At 41.1% G+C, this 26,376-nt stretch carries 19 protein-coding genes; 8 read left to right on the forward strand and 11 right to left on the reverse strand.

Features of this window, described 5'->3' with window-relative positions:
• Nucleotides 1-8: 8 nt before the first annotated feature.
• From PSF42_RS08110 to PSF42_RS08120, 3 genes are all read right to left on the reverse strand, one after another.
• Nucleotides 9-2,972, reverse strand: coding sequence for a TonB-dependent receptor domain-containing protein (locus tag PSF42_RS08110; RefSeq protein WP_125891522.1), 2,964 nt, complete (start codon nt 2,970-2,972; stop codon nt 9-11).
• 25 nt (nt 2,973-2,997) lie between these two features.
• Nucleotides 2,998-4,452 (reverse strand): porin family protein, encoded by a 1,455-nt coding sequence (locus PSF42_RS08115; RefSeq protein ID WP_272679801.1) that lies wholly within the window; start codon nt 4,450-4,452, stop codon nt 2,998-3,000.
• A gap of 78 nt (nt 4,453-4,530) precedes the next feature.
• Complete coding sequence (locus PSF42_RS08120; RefSeq protein WP_272679802.1) at nt 4,531-5,277, reverse strand: Slam-dependent surface lipoprotein; 747 nt, start codon at nt 5,275-5,277, stop codon at nt 4,531-4,533.
• 479 nt (nt 5,278-5,756) lie between these two features.
• Here PSF42_RS08120 and PSF42_RS08125 point away from each other — a divergent pair, with 479 nt between their 5' ends.
• A complete protein-coding gene (locus tag PSF42_RS08125; protein ID WP_272679803.1) occupies nt 5,757-6,380 on the forward strand; it encodes an SDR family oxidoreductase in 624 nt (207 codons plus the stop codon).
• Between the two features lie 48 nt (nt 6,381-6,428).
• On the opposite strand, the gene PSF42_RS08130 is transcribed toward PSF42_RS08125, so the two are convergent.
• Nucleotides 6,429-6,965 (reverse strand): GNAT family N-acetyltransferase, encoded by a 537-nt coding sequence (locus PSF42_RS08130; protein WP_125891518.1) that lies wholly within the window; start codon nt 6,963-6,965, stop codon nt 6,429-6,431.
• 314 nt (nt 6,966-7,279) lie between these two features.
• On the opposite strand from PSF42_RS08130, the gene PSF42_RS08135 reads away from it, so the two are divergent.
• A complete protein-coding gene (locus PSF42_RS08135) occupies nt 7,280-8,230 on the forward strand; it encodes an Rpn family recombination-promoting nuclease/putative transposase (RefSeq protein ID WP_272679804.1) in 951 nt (316 codons plus the stop codon).
• 98 nt (nt 8,231-8,328) lie between these two features.
• On the opposite strand, the gene torD is transcribed toward PSF42_RS08135, so the two are convergent.
• Genes torD through torC form a run of 3 tightly spaced genes read right to left on the reverse strand, consistent with a single transcriptional unit; the run spans nt 8,329 to nt 12,654 of the window.
• Entirely contained in the window at nt 8,329-8,943 is a 615-nt protein-coding gene (gene torD, locus PSF42_RS08140; protein ID WP_272679805.1) for a molecular chaperone TorD, read from the reverse strand.
• Nucleotides 8,940-11,486, reverse strand: a complete 2,547-nt coding sequence (gene torA / locus PSF42_RS08145; RefSeq protein ID WP_272679806.1) for a trimethylamine-N-oxide reductase TorA — start codon at nt 11,484-11,486, stop codon at nt 8,940-8,942. The genes torD and torA overlap by 4 nt, the downstream gene beginning before the upstream one ends.
• A complete protein-coding gene (gene torC / locus PSF42_RS08150) occupies nt 11,476-12,654 on the reverse strand; it encodes a pentaheme c-type cytochrome TorC (protein ID WP_102140009.1) in 1,179 nt (392 codons plus the stop codon). Before torC ends, torA begins: the two co-directional genes overlap by 11 nt.
• A gap of 136 nt (nt 12,655-12,790) precedes the next feature.
• Between torC and torR the strand changes: the two genes are divergently transcribed.
• Entirely contained in the window at nt 12,791-13,492 is a 702-nt protein-coding gene (gene torR, locus PSF42_RS08155) for a two-component system response regulator TorR (RefSeq protein ID WP_272679807.1), read from the forward strand.
• Here the strand turns inward: torR and torT are convergent.
• A complete protein-coding gene (gene torT / locus PSF42_RS08160; protein ID WP_420793950.1) occupies nt 13,465-14,487 on the reverse strand; it encodes a TMAO reductase system periplasmic protein TorT in 1,023 nt (340 codons plus the stop codon). The two genes, torR and torT, sit on opposite strands and share 28 nt — an antisense overlap.
• 93 nt (nt 14,488-14,580) lie before the next feature.
• Between torT and torS the strand changes: the two genes are divergently transcribed.
• The gene (gene torS, locus PSF42_RS08165; protein WP_272679809.1) at nt 14,581-17,334 is read left to right on the forward strand and encodes a TMAO reductase system sensor histidine kinase/response regulator TorS; all 2,754 of its coding nucleotides are present in this window, start codon (nt 14,581-14,583) and stop codon (nt 17,332-17,334) included.
• A 51-nt stretch (nt 17,335-17,385) separates the two neighbouring features.
• On the opposite strand, the gene cfa is transcribed toward torS, so the two are convergent.
• Entirely contained in the window at nt 17,386-18,549 is a 1,164-nt protein-coding gene (gene cfa / locus PSF42_RS08170; RefSeq protein WP_272679810.1) for a cyclopropane fatty acyl phospholipid synthase, read from the reverse strand.
• Nucleotides 18,550-19,334: 785 nt separating this feature from the next.
• The gene (locus PSF42_RS08175) at nt 19,335-20,210 is read right to left on the reverse strand and encodes a LysR family transcriptional regulator (RefSeq protein ID WP_125891509.1); all 876 of its coding nucleotides are present in this window, start codon (nt 20,208-20,210) and stop codon (nt 19,335-19,337) included.
• 100 nt (nt 20,211-20,310) lie between these two features.
• Here PSF42_RS08175 and PSF42_RS08180 point away from each other — a divergent pair, with 100 nt between their 5' ends.
• Complete coding sequence (locus tag PSF42_RS08180) at nt 20,311-20,754, forward strand: PACE efflux transporter (protein WP_125891508.1); 444 nt, start codon at nt 20,311-20,313, stop codon at nt 20,752-20,754.
• 56 nt (nt 20,755-20,810) lie between these two features.
• Here the strand turns inward: PSF42_RS08180 and dbpA are convergent, their stop codons facing one another.
• Nucleotides 20,811-22,184, reverse strand: a complete 1,374-nt coding sequence (gene dbpA, locus PSF42_RS08185) for an ATP-dependent RNA helicase DbpA (RefSeq protein ID WP_125891507.1) — start codon at nt 22,182-22,184, stop codon at nt 20,811-20,813.
• A gap of 556 nt (nt 22,185-22,740) precedes the next feature.
• On the opposite strand from dbpA, the gene PSF42_RS08190 reads away from it, so the two are divergent.
• Genes PSF42_RS08190 through PSF42_RS08200 form a run of 3 tightly spaced genes read left to right on the forward strand, consistent with a single transcriptional unit; the run spans nt 22,741 to nt 26,365 of the window.
• Nucleotides 22,741-23,886 (forward strand): trans-sulfuration enzyme family protein, encoded by a 1,146-nt coding sequence (locus PSF42_RS08190; protein WP_272679811.1) that lies wholly within the window; start codon nt 22,741-22,743, stop codon nt 23,884-23,886.
• Between the two features lie 40 nt (nt 23,887-23,926).
• Nucleotides 23,927-25,351, forward strand: coding sequence for a Na+/H+ antiporter NhaC family protein (locus PSF42_RS08195; RefSeq protein WP_272679812.1), 1,425 nt, complete (start codon nt 23,927-23,929; stop codon nt 25,349-25,351).
• Between the two features lie 15 nt (nt 25,352-25,366).
• Nucleotides 25,367-26,365, forward strand: coding sequence for a D-cysteine desulfhydrase (locus PSF42_RS08200; RefSeq protein WP_272679813.1), 999 nt, complete (start codon nt 25,367-25,369; stop codon nt 26,363-26,365).
• The last annotated feature ends 11 nt before the right edge of the window (nt 26,366-26,376 follow it).

Raw genomic sequence — 26,376 nt, forward strand, 5'->3', positions numbered from 1 at the left:
GTATTTACCTAAAATTGTGCATTTAATCCTAAGCGTAAGGTGCGGCCCGGCGCTGGCATCATACTGCGTGTCAGTGGGTCAATATAATAACGGTCAGTTAAGTTGGTTACTAAGAATTCGACATTGATATTTTTATCAATTTGGTAACTGGCATAGGCATCCGCTGTAAAGGTCGGGGTCCAGTGCATTGGGCTATTATTCGCCATTGAATAACTTCCTGGAAATTGCTGCATTAGTTTCCGTTCATCTTTATTTTGCACACTGCTGGTATAACGTAAGCGTGTTCCCACCTCGAGAGTTTCATCCATAAAACGCATGCCGAGATTGGAGTTAATCGCATATTTAGGCTGTAATTGTGTGCGTAAAAAGCCACCGGGGAAACCTGCGGTAGTGCATTGAGATATATTATAACGGTTAGTTGGGTCCAAATTGGCGGGGGCGGAGTCATCACAAACCTCATTTTTGAGGCGGTAATCAACACCAATATCCATAAATACCCCACCATTATCGTAGCGAGCCAAGGCTTCAATCCCTGCGGTTTTATGTTCTTTTACTTGAACAAAATTAAGACGCCCATCGCGGTCAAATGCATTTTCGATGACCGTATGGTAATAGCCTATTTTCACATCAGCGTGGCGCTCAGCACCGAGTAACCCTTGTAAATTACGTGAATAACCAAATTCAAAGGTTTTTGCACGTTCGGGTTTGAATAACATTTTCTCTTTGCGAGCTTCACTTTCCCCAGCAAACCCAATGCTATTTTCGAAAATACTTGGTAAGCGTACCGTTTCGATGTAACGCGCATAAACGCGGTCGTTATCAGACAACCAAACATTGGCACCAAAAGCAGGCGCCCAGCCATGGCTTTTTTGTTTGCCTGAGAATTTCCATTTTTCTTCTTCAGTGAGTTTTCGCTCGATATCATCTGAAGGGTGCGAATAACTTGCGCCATAGACATAAACTTCTTTCCCCGTTACTGGGTCGACTGCGCGTGCTTGGGAGTCAAAAGTGCCGTTATGGAAAGGGTTAGTTTTTGTCGTATAGCGTCCGTCTTTATCTGATTTCCATTCCGTGCGGAAATTGACATCTAAAACGCCATTTTCTTCTGGATGTTGAGAGCTCTTTCTCTTGGTGATGAAAACAGTATAATTCGTGTCTTCAAGCCCTATCGTTTTGAGTAAGATTTGTTTATTCCTATAGCCACCATTGAAGGGTTGGTAGCCATTTTCAATTGCTTTATTGTATTCATCTTGGGTTAAAATACGGTTGTAATTTATCTGTTTAGCGAGGCGCTCATTGGGGTTTTGAAAACCTTTAGTGCGCTTGCGCATTTGCTCCTTTAAGTAGTCATCCTCCGTCCAACCATCAATATATTTTGCTCCCGCATCCAATTCCAACCAACTCGTTGGGCGATAGTTAAAGTTAAAGGCAATACTGGTTTCTTGCCGATGGCCTTTACGTGGAAGGGCAATAAACGGGCTAGCAGTTTGCGATGGTGGAACGTCATTTGAGTCTAATTTTTCTTTGAGCATTGAACCGCGAATGGTTAAATCAAGATCGGGGGTGAGCGCCATGGTATTGCGTAAATTAAAACCAATACGATCATTTTCGGAGTTAGTTGCGGCTGTATTAATTAAAGAACCATCAATGTTAGGATCTTTCCCTCCACCATAGCCATACTCAAAGGCCCAGTCACGCTCTTTAGGCTCTCGAGGGTAGCCGCCAGAGGTATTGGTATCTCCTACGGAATGCGTCATCCAGATATTCGCATTTAGGTCAATCCATTGGTTATCTTCGGGTTTCCATTTGTATTCGGCATTATAGGCATTGACGGTAAAGTGAGCCAACGGCCATTGTGGTAGCACTTGTTTACCTTCGAGCTCCGCAAATCCTAAACGAGAGGGCATAATTTCGCCATAGGTACTTTCACTCCGGCGAAAACCCAGATGCAATGTTTGGCTCTCAGTGAGATAGAAATTGGTTTTTACTAAATAGGATTCCAGCTCATTGGAAGTGTTAGTGACTTCCTTTCCGGGACGAAATACATTCGCAGCAAAAGGTAAGTAAGGGTCTGGGCCAAGTTGTTGCTGCACTGTTTGTTGTTCATTTAGTTGAACGGATTCCTTATAACGGTGAGCGCCATTTTTCCCTGCAAAATAGTTGCCTTGCCGGCGATAAGCATAGGCGGCCATTAAATCGAATTTTTCTTGTCGAGTTCCAACTGCGATCCTTCCGCCATTATCTTTAAAATTGAAAAATTGCGCACTTCCTCGGGATTTTGGTGTGATGTTGACGACAGGATCGGAGAATACAGAGTTATTATTTTTATAAATCTCTGGGTGATCACGATAATCCTCGCCATAACCAAAACGTGGGATACGTTCCCGTGTAGAATTACTGCTAGTCTCTAATTTCAAGCTAACACCAAATTTTTCATCGGGGGCGACAACATCATCTATCCCTAGGGTTCTGATGGCTATCCCGCCACCAACAGAGGTTTTTATATCGCCTGCAAGGGAACCACTTTTTTCAACTTCGATACTGCTTATAAGGTTTGGGTCTATATAGTTGCGGTTATTTGCCCCATTGTAACCCCGGTAAACTGTGAGTGATTGCTCGGTACCATCGACCGTCACAGGGACGCGTTCTTGCCCTTGAATGCCTCGAATATTGGGGTCTAATGCACCACTATTTCGCGCATCTCCGCTATATACACCGATTGCGCTGTTAAGAACATCAGCGGTGCTGGTGCCTTTATAACGTTCAACAAGGTCTTTCCCTAAGTAAATTTTAGAGCCTTTTGCATCATATTGGTCATCGTAGCCTTGTTGATCACGCTCTTTGATGGTTTTTGCTGAATCTTGAACAGTAATGGTGCCAATGTGTTCTTCTTTTTCCCCTAAAGCAATCGATGGAATAAAGAGGGCGGTAATAATTGCTGTCGTAATAGGTGTTAATTTGTATTTATGCATAGTGTTTTTCTCTGTGCCATAACGCTTAAAAACGGGTTTCTAACCCAATAGAAATTTCGTGCTGGTGATAGGTGTAAATTCCATCTGCGGAACTGCGATTTTTACGAAAGCGATAACTGGTATAAGGCGTAAATGTGAATAATGAATAAGTGGGAAAATTGAGCCGCGCAAAATACATCGCTTCACGATCATGGCGTTTCACATTCAGGAGGTAATTGAAGGCTTGAAATTGGCTTTCTCGATAGGTGGCTAGCGCTAATAAATGCACATCAGGTGTAAGCACGGTATAGAAGCCGCCTCGGACACCCAACTGGTCATAATCATCGCTACGAACTTCGGTCGTGAGACGGGTTGCATCTGCTCCCAAAAAGATGGAAGTATCGGTGGTAATACCGTAGATACCCGTTAGGTGTAGGCTACTTCGATTGCCATCGGCACTGTCATACGGTTTTTGGTAATGAAGCTGTTGGTGATCCGCGGACATACTGAGGATCATGTTTGGGCTGAATTGATAATCAGCTTCAATTTTGCCACCCATCCCTAAATAACGACGCTTTTCATTGACTGTTTTTAATTCAATTAATGGGCCAGCGGCGACAGTGGTATTCGCATCATTAAAACGGTATAAAGTAGCTAAAGAGGTGGTATTCTCACTAAATTCGGCATAGTGAGGATAGCGGTCGCCATAGGATGTCCCCTTGATTTGCAATGAATGATGGCCAGAGATAGGAATTATTTTACTCAGGCTCGCGTCATAGGTGAGCCCTGACGACGCGATGGGGTTGTCCATTTTTAATGTGCCACCTGGTACTTCCCAAATTTTATTTTTATCAGGGACTTGGTTAATATTGCTGTTATTTTTATAACCGAAAGAGAGACTACCGCTCCAAGCTGTGCGGTTTTCAATAGCGCGAATAAATTGTTGAATGGTCTGCTTTACACTGGCGGGTAATGCAAGTGTTTCATCGTGAATTAAATTCTGAAATAAAGCCAATGACTCTTTATTTTGATTATCTTCAAAATAGGCTCGAGCGAGTTCTAATTTAATGCGAAGAAACTTTGGGGAAAGAGCCAGTATTTGGTGATAATAAGTAATCGCTTCAGGGTAATGGCCTTGCGCTTTAGCGAGCTCAGCCTTTGCAAATAAAATGAGTAATGGATCTGCATCAGCTAGCTGTTGGTAGCGAGGTAATAAGCGTTGTACATCTTGAAATTGTCGATGGTTGATTGCTAGGTAAATAGCTTGGCCTAGGTCTTGCGCATTATTTTCAAGGGAATAATTTTCCCCATTCAAATTAATGGATAGACCATCAGGAAGTAGCCATTGATCTTTATTAGGAACGACAGCACTTTTTTCACGATAATTTTGTTTGTCTTTTTGCCATAACAACTGTTCACGGTCTGTATCCAAACTGGTTGAAAATGCAGAGGGCACGACCATTGGAACCATGATAGCAAGGGCTAATAAAAGATATTGCATAGGGTTAGCTTCGGTAATAAAGGGCGGTGACCAGCAACGCGTGATGCTTTGTTGCGGCCACCGAGATTGATCTACGGGTTACTGGGAAATATTCCCACGGCTTCCCCCAAAGGCCATATCTTTACTGTGGTCGCTAAATTCAGTTACCCCAGCAATATGTTTAGCTTGGTCGCCAAAAAAGTGCCCGCGGGTTTCACCTAATGCGCCATTAAGTGTCGCATCTCCTGCGAAGGTCGCATTATTTTTAATGGTGGCATCAATATTCGTTGCACCAATATTCCCTGCTAAAGATTTAGTACCAAAGTTAGCTGTCAGGGTACCTGCGGCCATTGCACCTCCGTTATATTGGCTTATTCCTTTAACAGAGTATTCCGCAGTGCCCGCTGTTGGCATATTGGTGGTGATGTCTTTACCTGAGTAGTAAGCCGTGTGTGTGGCGTCATTAACTTGCCCTGTCGATGACCATTCACCGAAGTACACCTCAGCATCCGCGACTTTGGCAAAGTTAAATACTCCCATTTTGTTATGTGAACCAGGGCCATTAGGCATGGAAATCACATGCGCTTCATTTCCCTGTTTTTTTGGCGCCATTTTTGTTAGTCCTGAGAATGAAATGATTTTTCCACCATATACAGTTTGCACTCCAATACCGGGATCACCGATAGCGCCGGCATGGCCACCACCAGTGCCTTCTGTTTTACCAACGCGTATGGACGGTTCATTTGGATTGAAAGATTGGCTTTGGTCAAAACCGACTTCAGCAGAAGCGGCAAAAGTGACCCCAGTGGTGGCGAATGCTAGGGCGATAATAGTTAACTTTTTCATCGAAATACTCCATTTTTATTAAAGATATTAACGATACTATTGATTAGGAAATTATTATTTCGCATATATATGGCGGTAGGTATTAAATCAAATAATAATATAAATGCAAATGATAATTCTTCGCATTAACATTAAAAGTATTATGGGTATCAATAAGATAGTGGTGTTTTGTTTTTTGTTACTTGTTGATATTACGATTTATTTTTGTAATTAATTTGTTAGTTTATCAATTTTTATGATAAGTGTTTTTTTACGAAAAAGTTAAACTAGTCACATTTTAATGAGTTTGATTAAATGAATTATATAAAAAACATTAATGTTAGTGTTGTTTATTGTTTGATTACTGGTGATAGGCATTTGTGGTTCAAATAGAGCAAAATAATAAATGCTAATAATGCGTATTATCATTTATATTGTGGTAATTTTAGATTTTTAAATCACAAACAGATTGATGTATCACTCAAAAAAGGGAGAAGAAAATGGCACCATGGCTAATGTTTGGCGCGGGTGGAAAAGGTGTTGGTCATCAGATTGCTCAGTTAGCAATAGCAGAGAAACGCCCAGTCATCGCAGTTGTACGTAATAGGCAATCCGCATTAGGTTTAGAGGCTTTAGGGGTACAAGTGTTAATTGGCGATGCTTGTGATAGTGAGGTGGTTAAGGCAGCTTGTCATTCCGCAGGAACAACTGCTACGGTTATTTCAACCATGGGAGGGGGGCAAGATTATTTAGCTCACCGTACCGTGATTGATTGTGCTGAGCAAGCGGGTATATCTCGTATGGTGCTGGTCACGTCACTAGGTTGTGGAGATTCATGGCCTTATTTGTCTGCTCGGTCACGTGCTGCGTTTGGTCAGGCAGTGAGAGAAAAATCCCTTGCGGAGTCATGGCTACAAACTAGCTCGTTGGATTATGTGATTGTTCGCCCTGGTGGGTTATTACATGGTGAGCCAACGGGAAAAGCAGTTCTTCAACAAGAGGTTGAAGTCCATGGTTTAGTGATGCGTGCTGATGTTGCTTCACATGTTTACCAATTGGCTAAGCAAGAAGAATTGAAAAAACAAATTTATAGCGTGGTACAACCCGGCCTAACACCCGTTTAATAAAACTAATGTTGTTTTTTAGCCTATCTGGCTTTTATCACATATAGGCTACCATTGGTCTCCACTGCGAAAGTCACAATATAGGGGCTGTGAAAAATCAATTAAATTGTTTTTTGACCACCCCATAACACCACCTTCTTCATCCACAGAGTGGATATAATGGCCTTGGTTGAGCTCATACAACGGTCCATTCCAAACCTGCCAACCGACAGATTGATATACATGAAAGCCTTCATTTGATGCAGAAAGGAGGCCTAGCTGATAGCAACTGGCAATAATTTGGTTGGTAGCCTGCATGAGTTGTTTACCAATCCCTTGGCGACGGTAGTTTTCTAGTACAGCCATCGCTTCAACATAGCCAACCGTTATTGGCGTGTTACCGATTGCCATATGGCGTTGAATAATAGCAACATGACCAACAATCTGTTGATGGTCATAGGCTAAAACATGCATTCCCCCTAAAGCATGTTCGAAATCATCATGGGTAAAATCTTGCTCAAAGCTTTGATATAGCACGGAATATAAGGCCTCTCTATTTTCTGTTGAAAGTTGAGACGTGTGTCTGTGTTTATATTCTATTGTCATTTAGCACCGTGGAATAATTGCAAAGAGGAGAGAATGGAAAAATGGTTAAGCTTGTAGAGTAGTATATCGCTGTTCAAAATAGGTTGTGGTGATTTTAATGTGCTAGTGTTAAAAACTATTTTAGTGCTTTTTAATAAAGCCATCGATATACTTTGTGGTATTACTCAAACGTTATTTTTATTAATATAACATTGACATTATAAATATTATTTCACTCCAAAATTTCGAATTTTATCATGTCGTTATACTGAACAGACAATCCAGGTGTTTTGCTTTATTGTGTGGTCGTTGCTCTTTTCAATAAGGATTATTGAATGAAGAAAAAAACGACATCAACGATACATGATGCGGCTTTTAAAGGATTTATGGCAAACATTGAAAATGCGCGAGACTTCTTTGAAATTCATTTACCGGAACATATAAAATCATTATGTGATTTCAATACGTTATCGCTGACAAATTCCTCGTTTATTGATAAACAACTTCGCTCGCGGTTATCGGATGTATTGTATTCAGTACAAACCTCTCATGGGGAAGGGTATATTTATCTTTTAGTTGAACACCAATCAACTCCCGATAAACTCATGGCGTGGCGTTTAATGCATTATGCGTTTTTAGCGATGAATCAGCATATGCAGCAAGGAAAAACAACATTACCCATTGTTGTACCGATATTATTTTACCATGGGGGGCGTTCGCCTTATCCATATACACAACTTTGGACGGAGTGTTTTCCATTACCAGAGATTGCACATAAGTTATACACACAACCATTTCCACTCGTAGATATTACCGTTATTGACGATAATGAACTCGTTAATCATCGAAAAATTGCGGTAATGGAATTAGCGATGAAACATAAATATCTTCGGGATGAATTCCAACAGGTACTTCCTCTCTTGGCGAAGGCACTCAATAAACATTATAATAGTGATAATGACATCATAACTATCCTAAATTATCTGTTTATTGCTTTAGATTCGCATAATTTTGAACAAGTTATTCAAGTTTTAGGGGAACAGACAGAAAAGCATAAGGAGACAATCATGAATATTGCGCAACGATTGCAAGATAAAGGGCGGCAAGAAGGACGACAAGAAGGACGACAAGAAGGACGGCAAGAAGGGCTGCAAGAAGGATTTCAAAAAGGCCAAGAAGAGGCAAATATAACAACTGCACGGAATCTTTTAGAGCAAGGAGTTAATATTGAGATAATAATGAAAAGCACTGGGCTGAGCCGTGAAAAACTTATTTCTTTACAGTAGCTCAGGTGTTATGACTAAGATTTAAAAGGGATATTATTTATTAATATCCCTTTGTTTTTAATAGTTGAATAATATATAAATTATTTAAATGGCATCTATTAGGCTTGCTTATCCCATTGAACTAGCGCTAACGACAGCTGACTCAAAGCAGCATAAAAACCAAATTCATCATATCGTTGGCAATTTTGGCTAAATATCGGTAGCCATTGCAGTAAAAGTGACAACGTTTTTAGGCGTAATTGTTCCACTTTTTCTTGCGCCAAATGGGCTTCATTTAATGAAAAATGTAAGTGACTTAATAGCTCCAAAAAAATTGAAATATGGTCAGAAGGTTCGTTAAATGCTTCACTGGTTTCCATTCCTGCCTCGACTAATAGGTACTTAATCTGTTCATTGCCATGCTCACTATTTGGATAAACAGAGGCGTAAGGCAAAGCAGATTGCTTATCTGACATTAAGAATAAGCTGCAAAAGTCGGCTGCCAACTCGAGCGTTGCATCCGTTCGCATTACCAGCGATTGGATTTTAGTTTTAACCTCTTGAATAGACGAAGCTAAAGTTGGTTCTTGTTCGATAGTCGTAAACCAATCCATCATTTCGCTAGATTGAAGTTGCGCTATCGTTGCACTATCTAATTCACGTGAGAATAATTGTGCTAACCATGCATAAACACAGGCTATTTTTTCTGACGACAAAGTGATTTGTTTTGTCATTTATTCACCTGTGATGCAGGAACATATTCACATTGAGCCACCATTTCAATAGGCCCATCGAATGCACTAACGTTATCCACTTGCCCTGTGTATTTTTCTATCTCCACGATCGTCGTATGTGCGCTAGTGGCTTGAGCGAGTTGAGAGGTTCCTATATCCAGTGTCAATACGTTTGGGTTACCGTATTTACACAGGGCATTGATTTCTCCACCCTTAGTCGGGTCATACCAAGCTCCTTCATGGATACGAGCAACGCCTTCTGTATATAAGTCAGAAACTACGGCTCCTGCTAACACTTGCCCGCGGTCGTTGAAAACACGAACAATATCACCATTTTGTATGCCTCTAGCTTTCGCATCTTGAGGGCTAATAAAGATCGGCTCTTTGCCACTCACAGAATAATATTGACGTAATACAGGGGATTCGCACAATTGTGAGTGTAAACGAAAATCGGGATGTGCGGATTGCAAATGTAGTGGCCATTTTTTTGAACCTGGACCACCATGAGAGCGTTCTGCTTTTTCGAACCACATTGGGTGACCTTGGCAATCATCATATTGCATGTCGGCAATGGTTTTCGAATAAATCTCAATTAAACCACTCGGTGTCCCTAACGGTTCTAAGTCAGGGTCTTCTCTAAACGCTTGATGACGAACAAACATTTGTGGATGTTCAAATTCCACATAGCCTTCTTTTTCCCAGAACGTATCGAAGGAGGGTAAATGAATACCACGGCCTTTTCCTTGCTGGCTGCCTTCTTGCCAAATGCGTTTTAGCCAGCCCATTTCGTCTAAACCTTCAGTAAAGGCCTCTTCACGACCAAAACGACGACATAGATCGCGTAAAATGTCGAAGTCATTACGTGACTCAAACTGCGGTTCAACAAGTTGTTTCATCGCAATAATGCCACGATTTGAGTGGTTACCGTATTGGTCAAGGTCATTTCGTTCAAATTGCGTGGTTGCCGGTAATACGATATCAGCAAAGCGGCAGGTGGATGTCCATTGATTATCAATAGAGACAACCGTTTCAAGCTTGCGCCAACCTTCAATAATACGGTTAATTTGCTGGTGGCGGTGGAATGGGTTGGTTCCGGCAAATACACACATTTTTAGTGGTGGCAATTTAACCGCTTTACCATTCCAGTTGATTGTTTTTCCGGGCTCTAAAATCGCATCAATAAAACGAGCAATAGGAATGGTGCTGCTGTAGCCTTTGTAGTCATTGTTATCATGAATAGGTGGCACTTTGGTTGAGCCGGAAAAACCACTTAAAATAATCCCCTGACGGCTTGGTGTACCCGCGCCATTATAATGCCAGCCGAAGCCAAATCCCCCACCTGGTAAGCCAATTTGGCCTAACATGGCAGCTAAAACGACAATCATCCATGACCATTGTTCACCATGTTGCATACGTTGAACGCACCAACCTGCAATAATTTGGGTTCTATCTGCTGCCATTTGGCGGGCTAAAGCTCGGATTGTGTCGGCATCAATGCCGCAAATTTCAGCTGCCCATTGTGCATCTTTGGGTTGTCCATCCGTTTTTCCCATTAAGTAGGGAACAAATTGGTCGAAACCGACACAGTATTCTTTTAAGAAGGTTTTATCATGCAAGCCTTCACTGTAAAGCGTGTGGGCGATGGCTAATTGTAGTGGGACATCCGCTTGCGGGTTAATAGCGATATGTTGAACATTTGCACGTCCAAGGTAATCATGCGTTGAGGTGATTATAGGGTCAATACTGATGACGTTTATCTCGCCATTAGCCGCTTTCTCTTTCAGTTGTTCATAATATTCATAAACGTCATGATCAGGACACCACCAGTTAGCTTGTTGGTTTTTAATCAGGTCAGAGCCCCATAATACGATGGTTTTACTATTTTTGAGGACTAGCGGCCAAGAGGTTTGTTGTTCATAAACCTCCATCGACCCAACGACTCGAGGTAAAATGACTTGTGCAGCCCCCGTTGAGTAGTCTCCGCCAGTACTAACACTATTGCCATGCAGGGCAATGGCGCGGGCTAACATGCCTGAAGCATTGTGGAGCATTCCGGTTGATTGCCAACCATTTGCAGTGAGCAGCCCACTTGGCCCATAAGTTGTTTGAATACGTTCTAGTTCTTGATAGAACAAATCAAGGGCTTCATCCCAAGAAACACGTACGAAACGGTTATCACCCCGTTGAGAAGTATCACTTAAATGGCGTTTACGTAGCCAATCAACACGAACCATTGGATAACGGATACGAGCGGTGCCATGTACATGGTCAGGCAATCCTGCAATCATTTTTGATGGGAATTTATCGTGTTCAAAAGGTTTTGCTTCGATAAAACGGCCATCAACTACAGTGGCGCGAATTGCACCCCAGTGTGACCCAGTCAGAATGCCTTCTTGTACTACCGCAGTTTGTTCGCCAACTGTCGCAGCGCTAGCCTTACGCGGTGTTAATAGGGAAGGGCCTAACATACCTGCCACAGTGAGCCCGCCAAGCTGGAACAAAAAGCGTCGACGAGAAGCTTGAAAAGTTGGATTATTTTTCATTCTGTACTCCGTTATCACCGTGTGAAGATCCTGCGGTATCAGATGCATTCATTTGTAAGTATTTCAGTAAGGTACGCTCTTCTCGCTTATCTAAACTGGTAAAGCCAATCATACCGTTCAATGTGCCTATCCAACCGTTAGCATCAAAGTGGGCGATATCTGGCGCACCATGGCATTGATTACATGAACCGTTATATAAAGAATCTGCATAAGCCCATATTGGCTTGATATCATTGACCATATCGCCTTGTTGCATCCATGCGGTTGCTTGCAGTTTGCTCCATGACGTATCTGTTGCAGCGACAACGGTGCTTTCTAAATTTTTCACATTTTCTTGAACATCACCGCGTATCGAAGCTACGAAAATTCGCTTACCGGGAAATTCAGATAGAACGCGTTGACGGCCATCGGTTTCTGTCCACCCTGTGATTTCAACTTGTAGCCAATCGCCATCACGTTTTAGGACTTTCACCTCTGAGGCAGGAAGTAACGAGCCAGCAGGGTCTTTATCCCCTTTATTGGCATAAAGAGGTTTAATATCAAGTGAATAAAGAATGTCAGCATCACTATTTGCTTTCGCTCTTAACTCATCAAATTGTTTACGAAAGCCACTACTCATATCCGGTAATTGGTGGGCAATTCCTTTATGGCAATCAATACAGGATTGATTTTCTTTCGCAGCAATTTGCATTTGGCGAGCCGCTTCTGGGTTTTGTTTTGCGTGATCCATCGAGTCATAATCATGGCAAGAGCGGCAAGTGGCTGAATTGTTCTCTTTCATGCGAGCCCATTCACGTTCTGCAAGTTCGGCGCGTTTGGCTTCAAATTTTTCTGGGGTATCTATCGAATGCGCAATAAATGTTTGATAAATATCATTGCTTGCTTCGAGTTTCCGTTTAATCATGCCTGGAAGGTCGGAGGGAATGTGGCAGTCATGGCATTCTGCGCGTACGCCAGATGCATTTTGGAAATGTACCGATTGTTTATATTCTTCGTAAACGGGTTCCATGCTATGGCAACTGACACAAAACTCAGTGGTGCTAGTCACTTTCATCCCAACATGGGGGACAACGATTAACGCAACACCCACTGCAATCCCGACAACGATTAACGTTAGCATTGACCAACGAGCACTTGGTTTTCGTAACGCTCTCCAGAGTTTCCGCATAATAGCCCCTGTAATTATATGGTTTAATACAGGCGATCTTATTGAGTTAATATGAATAGCGGTACTAGCCAGGATGAACAGCTTACGGCAAGATATGCGTAAATATGAACAGATATGAACAGAAGAGAGTGTATCAATGACATCACATCATATTGTGGTTGTTGAAGACGAACCCGTTACTCAGGCTCGCTTACAGGCTTACTTTGAGCAAGAAGGATATCGTGTTTCTGTGACGGGGAACGGTGCGGGTCTACGCGAAATTATGGATCAGCAAGCCGTTGATTTAATTCTGTTAGATATTAATTTACCGGATGAAAACGGATTAATGTTAACAAGAGCAATACGTGAGCGTTTCACTGTAGGGATTATTTTAGTCACTAGCCGCTGTGATCAAATAGACCGTATTGTGGGATTAGAAATGGGGGCTGATGATTATGTGACTAAACCCTTAGAATTGAGGGAGTTAGTCGTTCGCGTTAAAAATTTACTTTGGCGTATTGACCTTGCTAAGCCATCGCAAACCCAAGCTACTTCTCAAGATAACTGTTATCAGTTTGCTGGCTATTGCCTAAATGTTTCAATGCATACACTCCAATTTGAAAATCAGGCTATCAAACTCACACGGGCGGAATATGAAATGCTAGTGGCTTTTGTGACGAACCCGCGAGAGATCTTAACCCGAGAGCGCCTTTTACGTATGTTATCTGCCCGACGCGTTGACCACCCAGATTTACGCACCGTGGATGTACTTATTCGCCGTTTACGCCATAAAATCAATGCGGATTTATTAGTGACTCAGCATGGTGAAGGTTATTTTTTAGCTGCGGATGTATATTGATATACGGGCCTAAAGCCTCCAGGAGATAATGAATTGCGTAAGTGTTCACTATCAGCATTTTGTTGAGTAAGCACCAAAATCGGCGGGCTGATATTGTTTGGCACCGGCTGCTTTTGTAGTACTTTGATGGCTTGTTCAATCACTAACTCACCTTGCCAAACCATTTGGTCGCTGGCGGCCATAATTATTCGGCCTCTTTTTAAGCCGCGGTAGACCTGATGAGAAAGGTAAAAAGAAACAATATTTAGTGGCTTCGTTAAGTTACGACCTTCACCCATTGCGGCTTCGGCGGCAATCGCTGTGCCAACGACGACATTAATATCAGGGTTACGCTCTAACATTCCATGCAACAAATTGCGTTGAACCTCAAGGTCGTTATCCCCTTGTGCGACGTCCACAATTTGTACTTGGCTACCTGCAATAGCTTCTCGGAATCCTTGTTCCATTTCATGGCTGCCACCGGCATTCAATGGCCCGGGCATGAGTAAAACTTTCAATGGCTTACCCTGACTCCACTGCACTAAATAGCGCCCCGGCTGATAGCCCATCTGGAACCAAGGTACACCAACACGAGTTTTTATTGTGTTATCGTGGGTGGCATTGATGACTTCAATGACAGGCGTATTTCCCACTAATTGGCTAAGGTTTGGGAAGGTTGTGGTGCTACTCCCCAGTAAAATAGCATCGGCTCCCCATTGTTGGCATTGCGTAATTTGCTTTTGTTGGGTTGCTAGTTGGTTATAACCACCGGCTTCTAGTACGTTTAGGTCAACGCCATAGTGTTTTGCCGCTTTTTGCATACCATAATTAATTGATAACCAATAAGAATCTTTTAAACTAGGGTAAAGCGCGCACAACTTCCAGGTTTTTGTGGCGGTTACGGGATCATGTGCTTGGTGATTAAAATGTAGGTTATCGCGCCACTGAATAAGTGAATTATTCTGTGCCATTGCTAGGCTCAACAACGAGTGAAATATGAACAGAAGTAAAATCAATACACGCATGATAGCCTCACAAACCAGAAACCGTTATCCTAAATGCTTTCTTGCTGTTAACTCAACCATTTTAATTTTTAGGCTAACCAAACCGTGAATTTATCACTAACTAGACGATTGTGGATGGGCTTTGCGCTGATGGCCGCATTGACCTTTATCAGCACCCTTGTGGGGTGGTACAACTTACGTTTTGTTAGCCAAGTTGAACAGGCCAATACCGAGGCTCTGATCCCAACGATGAATATGGCAAGACAACTGAGCGAAGCCAGCGCTTGGGAATTATTTTCTGCGCAAAATCTCACAAATGCGGATAGCGAAAGTATTTGGTTAGCACAAGGGCGGATGTTAACAGCCCAAAGCCTGAAAATCACGAATATACTGAAAACATTACGAGAACAAGGTTTCAATACACAAGATATTGAACAGCAAGAAAAAGAAATTGCTCAATCATTAAGCCAACAGGGTGAATTGGTCGGGCAGCGGTTAAAGCTGCGCGCAGAGCAACAACAATTAAGGCAGCATATAATTGCAGCGGCAGGTGATATCGCCCAAATGGCACATGGTCAGGCAAATAATGCCGCCACTTCAGCGGGAGCAACTCAGGTCAGTATTTATGACCTTATTGAAAGAAAACAAGGGGAACAAGCCCAACAAGCCCTTGATCAACTAATTGATATTGACCTTGAATATGCCAGCCAAATGAATGAGCTTCGATTAAGTGCTATGCGTGTACAGCAAATGGTACTTAATTTAGGTTCAAACCAGCCCCATCGTAATATGGCTGAACTAGAAAAACAGTTGAGTTCTGCCGTTAAAATCTTACAACGTCGGCAAAAGTATATTGAAGATCCCACAGTACGGGGCCAAGTCGAGAACGTATTGAATAACGTTAAGCGCTATACCGAGTTAATTGCGTTGTATCGGCAAGATAACGACATCACAACGCGCTTACAGATTTTATCGCAAAATAATATTGACCAATTTGCCCGTTTCAGTAGTGAAGTAGCGCAATTAGTTGACACTATTGAACTTCGTAATAAAACCGCATTGGGGCAACTTAAGCAAGCCAGTGAGCGGGGGCAGAATTGGTTGTTAGCGTTGAGTATTGTCTCTCTACTCTCATTGGTTTTGATCCTTTGGAGAGTGGTTTATCGTTTAGTGACAAAACCGTTGGCACAGCAAACCCAAGCCCTTCAACGCTTATTAGAGGGTGATATTGACTCTGCATTTCCTGAAACCGCAGGGGTGAAAGAGCTTGATACGATTGGCCGTTTAATGGATGCATTTCGGGAAAGTGTTCATGCCTTAAATCATCAGCGTGAACAGCTAGCAGACGAAGTCAAAGCGAGGACGGCAGAACTGCGCGTGATGGTTGTTGAGCACCGTAAAGCTCGTTCTGAAGCAGAACAAGCCAATCAGGCCAAATCGGCATTTTTGGCGGCAATGAGCCATGAAATCCGTACTCCACTTTATGGGATTTTGGGTACCGCACAGTTATTGTTAGAAAATAAAACACTGAGTGAGTATCACGATGATTTATATGCAATTACTGACTCTGGGGAATCCTTGTTAGCGATTTTGAATGACATTTTGGATTACTCTTCCATTGAAGCAGGAGGACAGAATGTTTCTATCAATGATGAGCCTTTTGAACCCAAGCCGCTATTAGAAAGCACTCTGTATTTAATGAATGCAAGTAATAAAAACCCTGCTATTCAGTTAGTTGCAGATATTGCGGATGATTTACCGATTGCTTTACAAGGGGACCCGCTACGGATCCGACAAATTATCACGAATTTACTGAGTAATGCATTGCGCTTTACTCAGCAGGGGCAAATTACGTTACGCAGTTGCCGTTATGGCAAATATTGGTTTATTGAAGTGGAAGACACAGGGTGCGGCATTGATAGCTCACGATTTACGGATATTTTTAAGCCATTTGTACAAGTGGATAGCCAGCGGGGCGGAACAGGGCTTGGGCTGACAATTAGTGCCAGTTTAGCGCAAGCGATGGGCGGTGAATTAACGGTGAGCAGCCAATTAGGAAGCGGGAGTTGTTTTCGTTTAACACTGCCGTTATGTATCGCCTCGCATCCCGTAAGTAAATCGGCTGATCTGCCATTAGACATGTTGGGCGTGCATTTATTACTCATAGAAGACAACCCATTGACTCAGAAAATTAGTGGGGAAATGTTAACCCGCAGCGGGGCACAGGTCACTATTGTTGGCTCTGCAGCTGAGGCGCTAGCAGCCCTACAAACTGGGCAACAATTTACCGCGGCATTGGTGGATTTTGGTTTACCAGATATTGACGGTATCACCTTGGCTAAACAAATAGCGAGAACTTACCCTACATTGATTTTGATTGGTTTTAGTGCTCATGTGATTGATGAAACATTGCGCCAACGAACCAGCCAAGTTTTTCGCGGTATTATTCAAAAACCGGTACCAAGAGATATGTTAAATCAATTAATCGTTAAATATATTTCAGGCGGCGAATATACATTGCCTGATCCTAGCATTCAGGAGAAATTTATAGATTTACAACAGCTTATTAGTGATGCCGAGCTAATGGGACTTCCGAAAATTCGCGAATGGGTGAGTATTTTTAAACAGCATTCCTTGCCTTTGGTCGACCAAATTGACATTGCACGAGCAGAAAATAACACAGAACAAGTCAAGCGTCTTGCTCACCAGTTAAAAAGCAGTTGTGCCAGTTTAGGAATGCAAAGCGCAGTAAAAACGTGTGAGTTATTAGAGCAGCAACCAATGGTGGGTACCCACTTGAAAGATAATGTGCAGCAAGGCTTACAGGCTATTGAGCAATGGTTGAATGAAACACATTGATTCTTTAACTAGCCCGTAAGGTTAATGAAGATATATGTTCAAGACAAAAGCTTAGCGAGCAACACGTAGGCCACCGTCAACACCGTGTGGGCTCCAAAGTATTTGCCATAACTGAATGTCTCGAGCTCTAAATGCACCTGCACAAGCATTTAGATAATAGGAAAACATGCGTTTGAAGCGAGGTGTATAGTTAAATTCGAGTTCAGGCCAAGCAGCTTGAAAACGGGAGTACCATGCCATCAGTGTATGGTCATAATCAGCACCAAAATTATGCCAGTCTTCCATCACCAGTTTACCTTCACTGGTTTCACCAATGTTTTGTATAGAAGGTAGGCAGCCGTTTGGGAAAATATACTTATTGATCCATGGGTCGACATTCACTTTGCTTTGGTTAGAGCCAATGGTGTGAAGTAAAAATAAACCATGATTTTTCAAATTGCGTTGGATAACATCAAAGTAAGCCGCATAGTTTTTCGGGCCGACATGCTCAAACATGCCGACAGAGACAATACGGTCAAATTGGTCGTTGAGATTCCGATAATCTTCTAATTTAATATCGACATCTAAGCCTACACAACGCGCTTGAGCATATTTTTGTTGTTCAGCAGAAATGGTCACCCCTGTCACTGAAACACCAAAGTGCTTTGCTGCGTAAGCTGCAAGTCCTCCCCAGCCACAACCTATATCAAGTAATCGCATCCCCGGTTTTAATTGCAGTTTTTCGCAGATTAAATTTAATTTTTGTTCTTGTGCGAGATGAAGGTTTTCAGGAACCGTTTCTAAACCTTTCCAGTAGCCACAAGAATATTGCATATAAGGGTCGAGCATTAGGGAAAATAAGTCATTTCCGAGGTCATAATGTTCTTCTCCAACAATACGAGCGCGTTTTAAAGTTTGTAGGTTGCGAACACGTGCGACAGCAATTTTCAATGTATCACTGAAATTATGCGGTATTTTTTTATCGAGCTTATGGCGTAATACATATTGGAAAAATATATCTAAGCGCTCGCAATCCCACCAACCATCCATATAGCTTTCACCTAATCCTATTGAGCCTTGTTGTAGCACGCGTTTAAAGAATTGGGGGTTGTGAACTTGAATATCGAAAGGGCGGGAGCCATTAATTTTAATGTCAGCTTCACTTAATAGCTCAGCAGCTATGCGTTGCCAAGGGTCGACAGTGTTTTTTGGGTTAACTATGTGCTCAGTACTCATCTGATCTCCATTTTTTTTCAAAGTGGGATTCAGAGAGCTTTATTTGTGACGTATTCTCGGTACAGCAAAACAGGAATATTGACCACCACTGCATGACAGTCAGTGTATTAGCGTTATTGTTGCTATAAATAAAGCTCAAATCCAGTTTCAGATAACTCTATAAAAAATATAAAACTTTCACATTGAATTTCAATGGAAATTGCACTTAATACTTAGAAATGGCACTTATGACCAAAAAGAGTGTGCCTATAAGACGTTTATTTGTTCACCAAAGCTTTTTTATCAGCAATAATTCTAGTATATAGAAATGGAATTTGTGTGAAAAATACGTGATTTATTGCTGTTTATCTGATTAAGATTGTTTTTTGACTGATTCTATTGGCGTAAATGATGTGGCGTAGGAGAATTGCCTCACCGATGGTTATAGAAAACCGTTTTGGAATAAAAAATTAATGGTTAGATTTTTAGAGTATATCCATAATGGATTGTTTCCGTTTGTTCTAAATGAATTTGGGTTGCCCAGCGGTTTGAGTGGTACCCGAGTGAATAGTGGCTCAACGAAGGGAGCGGTTACTAAACCGGCTTTATCGTCTAAGCTGTTTGGCAATATTTCGCCTTCATTTTGTGGAAGAATGGCTTGAATTCTTTGATTATCGATATCAATACGCCACAGGCCATCACGCTAAGGTAAACGGATATTATGGATATGTTTGATAGTTTGATTAAGCACGGTTATCTCCGAATCAGTAGTATGGCGGCGATTTAAGAATGGGGTGAGGGTAGGGTCACTTTTTTAGTAATTCAATGCATTCTTGAGCACCACGTTTAAGCACGTGCCCTTTCAAACATACCGCATGGATAGGCAGTTTAAAGCCATTTGGGGTATTTTTAAACTCAAGGGGCTTTAGTGAGCCATCATTCAATTTATCTTTAATCAGTGACAAAGGAAAATTTCCCCATCCCATGCCACTCTCGACTAAACCGAGAGCCAAAGAGAAACTGTCTGTTTTCCAATAGTTACTGGAAACTAGAATGCGTATATCACTCAACTCACGTTGACGACTCGCAATAATTATTTGCCGGCTTTCAACGAGGTCTTCAATATACAGTGAGGCTTTATTTTGCAGTGAAGGGTGTTTAGCGGAAATTGTCGCAATAATTGATTCTTCACCAATGTAGTGAAATTGCTCTTGAGAATTAACATATAAACCGCCAAAGACAATGGCGAGATGAATTTGTTGTTCATGTAATAACGGTAAAAGATCATCTTGAGGGGCGGTAATCAGTTCAATATGCAGTAAAGGGTAACGTTGGCTTAAAATATGTAGAGCATCAAAGAGTAAATTGGCATTAATACCAGCCGCAATACCAATGGTCAGTGTGCTTTCAACACCTTGAGATAATTCCAGAGAAAAAGTATTAAGTTGAGATAAATTGGCAATAATATGCCGTGCATAAGGCGCTAATGAAAGTGCTTTTTCTGTAGGTTTTGGTTCCCGTGTATGTCTATCAAATAGTTCGAATCCAAGTTCAGCCTCTAAATTCGCTACTGCCATACTAACCGCTGATGGCACACGTTTTAAGGCCCTAGCCGCTGCGGAAAATGAGCCTTTATCTAATACAGTAAGAAAAACGGTTAAGTTATCACTATTAAATGGCATTGTTGACCTTTCAATAAAACTGATAGAAGCTGACTTTTATTATCATTGAATTATATTTATTTTACCACCTTGTTGATAATGATATTTTGGAGGTGGGAAAATGCAGGGGATTAAACGTAAAATTGTTTTTGTCACGGCTTATGAGGTTATTGGGTGGTTAATTTCAGCGTTGGCATTGGCCTTTCTTTCCGGTAATTCAGCAGAAACAACAGGTCCATTAGCTTTAGTCATAACGACTATTGCAGTGAGCTGGAACTTTATTTTCAATACCGCATTTGAATATTGGGAATCAAAACAAAAATCACGTATTAGAACGTTTAGGCGTCGGTTTGTACACGCCATATTATTTCAATTAACGTTGGTGGTTTTTTTAATTCCTTTAATTGCATGGTGGTTATCAATTAGCCTTTTACAAGCATTGATACTCGATTTTGCCTTAATCATTTTTATCCCAATTTATACTTTCTTCTTTAATTGGGCTTTCGACAAAATATTTGGCTTACCGAAATCGGCATTGCCGCAAGAAAATAAAGCGGCATTATAAAATGACACATGTGTTTCCTTCCGTTTAATACAGGAAGGAAACACAGGAAATACGGGTTATTTTAGCAGTCTTGCTTTCACTGACTTGCCTTTGATTTTACCTTGCTGTAAATGTTTCCACGCTTGTTGTGCTACTTCACGCTTAACCGCAACATAAGCATGGGTAGGGTGGATCACAATTTTACCAATATCCGCACCATCAAGGCCAACCTCTCCAGTGAGTGCACCTAAAATATCACCGGGGCGCATTTTTGCTTTTTTACCGCCATCAAGGCACAGTGTCATCATTGAGGCGTCTAATGGGGTAATGCGCAACCCTGTCGGTTCAGGCTGCCAATTGAGTTTCATGTTTAACATTTCTTCAAGGGCATTCGCGCGTTGAGCTTCTTCTGGCGCACATAAACTAATTGCTAAGCCACTTTCACCAGCTCGTGCAGTTCGGCCAATACGGTGAACATGAACTTCAGGATCCCATGACAATTCATAGTTAATCACCATTTCCAGGGCTTTAATATCCAACCCGCGAGAGGCGACATCTGTTGCTACTAATACGCGGCTACTCCCATTAGCGAAACGCACGAGAGTTTGGTCGCGGTCGCGTTGTTCTAAGTCGCCATGGAGTACTAAGACACTTTGCTTGCTGGCAGTTAGTGCGTCATAAACAGCTTGGCAATCCTTTTTTGTATTACAAAAAATCACACAAGAAGCGGGTTGCTCACGGCTTAAGAGTTTCTGCAATAGCTCAATTTTATCGTGGCGGGCGACTTCATAGAACTGCTGTTCAACCGCTGGAAGCTCATCAACACTATTAATTTCAATTGTTTGTGGTTCATGTTGGATTTGTTGGCTGATTCGTGCAATTTCATCTGGCCAAGTCGCGGAAAACAATAATGTTTGGCGATTAATTGGGGCGTAATCAATCACTGTTTCAATATCAGGCATAAAACCCATGTCTAACATTCTATCAGCTTCGTCTAAAACCAAAGTTTGTAAGGCATCAAGTTGTACGGTTTCACGATTTAGATGGTCAAGTAAGCGCCCCGGAGTGGCGACAATAATATGAGCGGCATGGGCAAGTGAATCGCGTTGCACACTAAATGGCACACCACCGCAAAGAGTTAAAATTTTAATGTTAGGGATAGCGCGGGCTAAACGGCGTAATTCATTGGCGACTTGTTCAGCGAGCTCGCGAGTTGGGCATAGAACGAGAGACTGAGTTTTAAATAATTTAGCATCAATATGTTGTAATAACCCAAGGCCAAAAGCGGCGGTTTTACCGCTGCCGGTTTTCGCTTGTGCGCGAACATCTTTTCCTGCAAGGATGATAGGAAGCGCAGCAGCTTGGATCGGCGTCATACTGAGGTAGCCTAACTCTTGTAAGTTAGTGAGTTGTTCTGGGGAAAGTACATTAAGGTCAGCAAATGAAGTCACAATAAAATCTCAAATAGAATAAAAGGCCTAATGGCGCTAATAATACTATTCCTACTAGGCGCTGTCTGTTTTTAATTCGAGATTAACGTAAAACCACACAATCATTGATAGGGGTAAATATATGAAATGCGAGAAAGAGAATAAGTTTCTCTTATATTCTTCTTTAACAGTATGATTGGGTGAAAACTAAGGAGGATTACAGACACCAATGTTAAATTAACTCAATTTTGACCACTAATTAATTACAAAGTGTAATGATATAATTAACTTATATGGAACATTTTTTCTTTTATTTTAGTTGGTTATGTGGTTTTTAATGGTTTGTTAGTGATTGGAGATAAACAAAATAATGATATTGTGACGGCTAGCTCATTTACTCAAAAATAATCAACTAGATGAATTAAAAGGATATTTATTTTCAAATAGAAAAGTTTTCTCTTAATTTGAAAAAAGGCACTAATTTTTAGAAAAAATTTTCTATTTCCCTATGGCATATTCCTTTTAGCAACAAATATAAATATATCGTTCTTATTTTACTATGATTGGGTTTTAGATAATGACTAAGAATATCGCTACAATATTAATTCATGGTGGAAAACAGCAAGATACCGTTAATCATGCTATTTTCCCTGCCATTACAACAGCCAGTACTTTTGTTCAACAAAGCTTAACAGATCATGGGGAATATTGTTATTCGCGTTGCAGTAATCCAACGCGCTATGCATATGAAACTTTATTAGCTGAAATCGAAGGTGGAAGTTATGCAACAGCAACGGCATCCGGTGTGGCTGCCTCAAGCTTAGTATTCAATTTATTACCAAAAGACTCACACATTATTGCGATGAAAGGTGTTTACGGGGGAACATTTCGGTTATTTGAACGAGTTTCCACCATTAATAGTGGTCATCAAATAGATTATGTTGATTTAAATAATCTTGAAGACGTTAAAACCAAAATAAAAGACAACACACGCTTAATTTGGATTGAAAGCCCGACTAACCCATTATTAGAATTAGTTGATATTAATGCTATTTGTTCACTCGCAAAAAAACATAATATTTTAACTTGTGTTGATAATACTTTTGCAACAGCTTGGAATCAAAAACCATTGGAGTTGGGTGCTGATTTAGTGATGTTATCGGCAAGTAAATATATTGGCGGCCATTCCGATTTAATAGGGGGAGCCGTGATCACCCAAAGAGAAGACTTAGCCAGTCGTCTTGATTTTCTAAAAACAACCCTTGGGGCAATTGCTTCCCCTTTTGATGCATACCTCGCTTTACGTGGATTAAAAACATTAGCATTACGTATGGCTGCACAATGCAGTAATGCAGCTCAGGTGGCGAAATATTTATCGACACACCCGAAAGTGGAACAAGTCTATTACCCTGGATTACCTTCACACCCTCAATATGAATTATGCCAAAAACAAATGCGTACAGGGGGAGCGGTTGTGACGATTAAATTAGCCGGGGATATTGAAGATACCAAAGTATTTTTGTCTAAAGTTAAGTATTTTGTTTTAGCGGAATCATTGGGAGGTGTCGAAAGTATGGTGAATCATTCGGCAACTATGTCCCATGGTTCAATGACAAAAGAAGAAAGAGAAAGTATCCATGTTTATGACACAACATTACGTTTATCTGTAGGTATTGAAGATATTACGGATTTATTAAATGATTTAGAAAACGCATTATCTTAATTTATTAAAATCAAAATAAAATATAATAAGAGAGCCTCTAATGAATGATTATGGAATTTGGACCATTGTTACGCCAATGGTAACAATACTTTTAGCCATTTTTACCCGACAAGTTATATTGTCATTGTTGCTAGGGATATTTGTTGGTTTTACTGTTATACATGATCATAATATATTATTAGGTGTGAATGGAACGCTTGATGGTATTATTAATACATTTGCATCACCGGGAAATACGAAAACAATTCTATTTATGGTGATGATTGGTGGTATTATGCGCCTCGTTGTTGTGACGGGTGGCGTACGATCATTAGTTAAATTATTAACGAATAAAACAAAGTTAATTAAAAATAAAAAAGCTGTTCAATTAATGGCGATGATTATTACCTCATTAATATTTATTGAAAGCTCTATTAACCAATTAATTGCTGGAGCATCAACAAAAACACTAGCGAAAAAATACGGTGTTTCGCCAGAAAAAATGTCCTACATTGTGCAGACTTCCTGTGTATCAGTGTGTTCATCAGCCATGATCAACGGTTGGGGAGCGGCAATGATGGGCGTTATTGGCGTACAAATATCTAAAGGCCTTATTACTGGAGAACCTTTTGAAATTTTAGCAGGCTCCATGGTATTTAATATCATGGCGTGGTTTTCTCTCGCTTCAGTACTGTTCTATATTTTCTCCAATATTTCTTGGGGGCCAATGAAGAAAGCAGATTTACGCGCAGAGCAGCAGGCTTTAACTTTATTATCCGCAGAAGAAACTGAGCAAGATGATGAAGATATTATTGAGCACCCTAACTGCCATACCTCTCTTAACTTCTTTATCCCAATTTTATCAACGGTATTAATGGTGCCTGTTGCGCTTTATATTACCGGTAATGGCGATTTTAGTAAGGGCAGTGGCTCAACATCGGTATATTGGGGAGTCATGTTCGGAACCTTAGTTTCTTTTGTCTGGTTCTTAGCGCGTCGCGTACTTAACATTGAGACTTTCTTTAAAGAATTGTACATCGGCTATGCGAGTATGGTGAAAATCAGTTCAGTGATGATCCTTGCTTTCTTAATGGGAACTGTCTCTTCTGATTTAAATACCGGTGCTTATATTGCAGAAATCACATCAGGCGTTATTTCACCTGCATTCTCAATAGGTTTTATCTTTTTAATTAGTGCGGTTATGTCATTAGCAACAGGAACCTCATGGGGAACATTTGCCATTATGATCCCCATCGGCGTGCAATTAGGGCTCTCAGTCGGAATGCCTGTTGAATATATGATTGGTGCAGCGATTGCAGGTTCTATTTACGGAGATATGACCTCACCAATTTCCAGTGATGCCATTGTTGCGTCAATGGCGACAGATTGCGACCATATTGAGCATATTCGTACGCAAATGCCTTATGCGACAGTCACGGCAGCGTTTGCTCTGATGGTTTACCTCTATTTAGGTTTCACGTATTAATCGGGTCACGAACTAATGAATATAAAACAGCGACTGGCGGCTATTGAAAAAATAGATTTACTTCAAGGACCGACACCGTTAACAAAATTAAATAATCTATCCGAATATTTAGGCCGTGATATTTATATTAAACGTGATGATATGACCCCCCTTGCCATGGGGGGCAATAAATTACGTAAATTAGAATATTTAATTGCCGATGTAGTACAAAAGAAAGCAAAAGTGGTGGTCACGGCGGGGGCGATTCAATCTAACCATGTACGGCAAACCGCTGCAATTGCCTCGATGTATGGGCTTGAATGTGTGGCGTTATTGGAAAATCCATTACAGAGTTCAAATCCATTATTTTTAAATAATGGCAATAAACAACTGACAGATTTATTTAATACACGTTGTTATTTATGTGATGAATTAACAGACCCATATGCGCAAATGCAGGCTCTCGTTAAATCACTTAATCTGCAAGACGCTTATATTGTTCCCATTGGCGGTTCCAATGCTTTAGGGTCATTAGGCTATGTTAATTGTGCATTAGAAATTGCAGAGCAAAAACCTAAAGATATCGAATTTGCAGCGGTAATTGTTGCTTCTGGCAGTGCCGGAACACATGCAGGGTTGGCAATGGGGTTACAATCGGTATTACCTCAAACACCTGTGATTGGGGTTACGGTATCTAGAACCGTTGCACAGCAACAACCTAAAATAGAAGCGTTGCAACAAGAACTTGGTGAATTACTCAACATGGCTGTTTTCCCTAAAGTGAATCTGTGGGATCAATATTTTTTACCTTGTTATGGAAAACCGAATAATAAAGGCCAACAAGCCATTGAGTTATTAGCACAAAAAGAAGGCATATTACTTGACCCTGTGTATACCGCTAAAGCAATGTCAGGGTTAATTGATCATATCTTAAAAGAGAGTATTGATGGTAATCAGCCATTACTTTTCATTCATACTGGCGGAGCGCCGGCTATTTTTGCTTATTCTGAAATCAATGTAGCAACGATTAAATAGACTTTTGATAA

It is taken from the genome of Providencia sp. PROV032 (genome assembly GCF_028484875.1).
Lineage (GTDB): Bacteria > Pseudomonadota > Gammaproteobacteria > Enterobacterales > Enterobacteriaceae > Providencia > Providencia rettgeri_E.